At 68.6% G+C, this 2,374-nt stretch carries 3 protein-coding genes; 2 read left to right on the top strand and 1 reads right to left on the bottom strand.

What is annotated here, in order from left to right:
- The first annotated feature begins 57 nt into the window (after positions 1 to 57).
- Complete coding sequence (locus tag VNT50_RS12390; protein WP_325485422.1) at positions 58 to 498, top strand: VOC family protein; 441 nt, start codon at positions 58 to 60, stop codon at positions 496 to 498.
- Positions 499 to 508: 10 nt separating this feature from the next.
- Complete coding sequence (locus tag VNT50_RS12395) at positions 509 to 1,204, top strand: winged helix-turn-helix transcriptional regulator (RefSeq protein ID WP_325485423.1); 696 nt, start codon at positions 509 to 511, stop codon at positions 1,202 to 1,204.
- Between the two features lie 43 nt (positions 1,205 to 1,247).
- Here VNT50_RS12395 and VNT50_RS12400 read toward each other — a convergent pair whose 3' ends face one another.
- A complete protein-coding gene (locus VNT50_RS12400; RefSeq protein WP_325485424.1) occupies positions 1,248 to 2,093 on the bottom strand; it encodes an exodeoxyribonuclease III in 846 nt (281 codons plus the stop codon).
- Between the last annotated feature and the right edge of the window lie 281 nt (positions 2,094 to 2,374).

Below are 2,374 nucleotides of genomic sequence, written 5' to 3' on the forward strand. Positions count from 1 at the left end.
TCACCACCAGGTGAGCAGCCATCCTCACCCATCATCCATCACCCCTCGGGAGCAGTCATGAGCAGCATCTTCGTCAACCTCGCGACGAACGACCTCGACCGCGCGAAGTCGTTCTACACGTCGCTCGGCTTCGGCATCAACCCGCTCTTCACCGATGAGAACGCGGCGTGCATCGTCATCGACGACAACATCTTCTTCATGGTGCTCACCAAGGAGTACTTCGCAACGTTCACCGACAAGGCCCTCGCCGACGCGTCCACGAGTGCCCAGGCGCTCATCGCCATCAGCCGAGACTCGCGCGAAGACGTCGACACCATCGTCGAGGCCGGCCTCGCCGCGGGCGGTTCCGAGCCGCGCCCCCTGCAGGACTACGGATTCATGTACAACCGCGACCTGGAAGACCCGGACGGCAACATCCTCGAGTTCCTCTACATGGATCCGAAGGCCGCCGAGCAGGGGCCCGAGGCCTACATGGCGGAGCAGGGCGCGCAGGCCTAGGGCCCCGCCCATGGCAGCACGCAGCTACGGGCAGTACTGCGGGGTCACCAACGCCGTCGAGCTGGTCGGCGAACGATGGGCACTGCTCATCGTTCGCGACCTGCTCGTCGGGCCGCGACGCTACACCGACCTCAAGCAGGGTCTTCCCCGCATCCCGACCAACATCCTCAGCACCCGCCTCAAGGAGCTGCAGGATGCCGGTGTCGTGCGCCGCGTGCCGCTCATGAACTGCGGGCTCGTCTACGAGCTCACCCCCTACGGCCGTCAGCTGGAGGACATCGTGCTCGCCCTCGGCCGCTGGGGCTTCCAGACGATGGGCGACCCCGACGAAGGCGATGTCGTGACGGCCGATTCGATGACGATGGCCTTCCGGACGGCATTTCGGGCGGATGCCGCGGCCTCGCTCCCGCCCGCGGACTACGAGGTGCACATCGGCGATGTGGCGCTCCGGGTGCAGGTCGCCGGTACGGCCCTCACCATCACCCAGCTCGCACCGTCGGCCCCGCCGGTGGGGGGCCGCCTTCCCGCCGGACAGCCCGACGTCGTGATCGCGGCGAGCCCCGGCATCCGTCGCGTGATCTCGGGCGAGCTGTCCCCCGGTGAGGCCGTGGACCACGGCGTGCTGGCGGTGGTCATGGGCGATGCCGGGCTTCTGGAGCGCTTCGCTGCGACGTTCCACATCCCGCCGGTCGGCGCGGCGGCGTGACGCGGCGCAGGCTCAGCTGGGCTCCAGCCGAAGATCGACGAACTCAGCCGAAGATCATCGGGCGGTCGTCGTCGTCCTCCGCCGAGTCGACCGCAAGGTCGACGGCCACCGGCACGTGGTCGCTGGGGATCTCGCCCTTGCGCTCGTTGCGGTGGATGGCCGCGGCCGCGACGGAGTCGGCGAACGCCTTCGAGCCGAGGATGAAGTCGATGCGCATGCCCTCGTTCTTGGGGAAGCGCAGCCGCTTGTAGTCCCAGTAGGTGTACCCCGAGGGGATGAGCGGGCGCACGACGTCTTGGAGCCCCGCATCCTCGAGCGCGTGGAAGGCCGCGCGCTCCAGTTCGCTCACGTGTGTCGAGAACCCGGGCTGCACAGCCGGGTCGCCGTTGTCGGCATCCGTCGGCGCGATGTTGAAGTCGCCGACGAGGGCGAGAGCCTTGTCGGGCGTGCGAGTGAGCGTGTCGCGCGTGTACTCCGCGAGCGCGCTGAGCCAGTCGAGCTTGTAGTAGTAGTGCGGGTCTCCGAGGGAGCGGCCGTTGGGAACGTACAAGCTCCAGACCCGGATGCCGCCGACCGTCCCGCCGATCGCGCGCGCCTCCTGCGGCGCGTCGATGCCCGCGTGACCCTTCGCGAACCCGGGCATTCCGGGAAAGGCATACTCGACGTCCTCGATCGGCTCGCGGCTCGCGATCGCCACGCCGTTCCACTGGTTCAGTCCGTGCGCGACGACGTGGTAGCCCGCGTCTTCGAACTGCTCGGTCGGGAACTGCTCGGGCGTGCACTTGATCTCTTGCATCGCGAGCACATCGATTCCCTCGCGCACCGCGAACTCGAGGGTTCGGGCGACGCGTGCGCGGATCGAGTTGACGTTCCAGGTGGCCAGGCGCATGGCGTCCAGCCTAGGCGGGACGGCGGACGGTCGCGGTGCGGTGCGCTCTTGGAGCGGCGGACGGTCGCGGTGAGTCGGCGATCGTGGCCCACGCGGCACAGCTAGAAGGGTGGTGGGTCGTTGGCGGGGGCGAACCTGAGGAGGGGCTCGGGGGTGTCGGTGTATCGCCGGCGGTGGGGGTAGCAACGTCCAGGTTGCGCTCGCCGCGCGCCTGCAGGCGGGAGATCCGCCTGATGTATGGCAGACGTTCCTGGGCAGCTCGCTTCGCGCGTGGGTCGACG

The organism is Microbacterium sp. (assembly GCF_035554235.1).
Taxonomy (GTDB): domain Bacteria; phylum Actinomycetota; class Actinomycetes; order Actinomycetales; family Microbacteriaceae; genus Microbacterium.

Excerpts from the sequence above, each read along its gene's own strand:
- VNT50_RS12390 (WP_325485422.1), top strand. The coding sequence starts at position 58 with ATGAGCAGCATCTTCGTCAACCTCGCGACGAACGACCTCGACCGCGCG.
- VNT50_RS12400 (WP_325485424.1), bottom strand. The coding sequence starts at position 2,093 with ATGCGCCTGGCCACCTGGAACGTCAACTCGATCCGCGCACGCGTCGCC.
- VNT50_RS12395 (WP_325485423.1), top strand. The coding sequence starts at position 509 with ATGGCAGCACGCAGCTACGGGCAGTACTGCGGGGTCACCAACGCCGTC.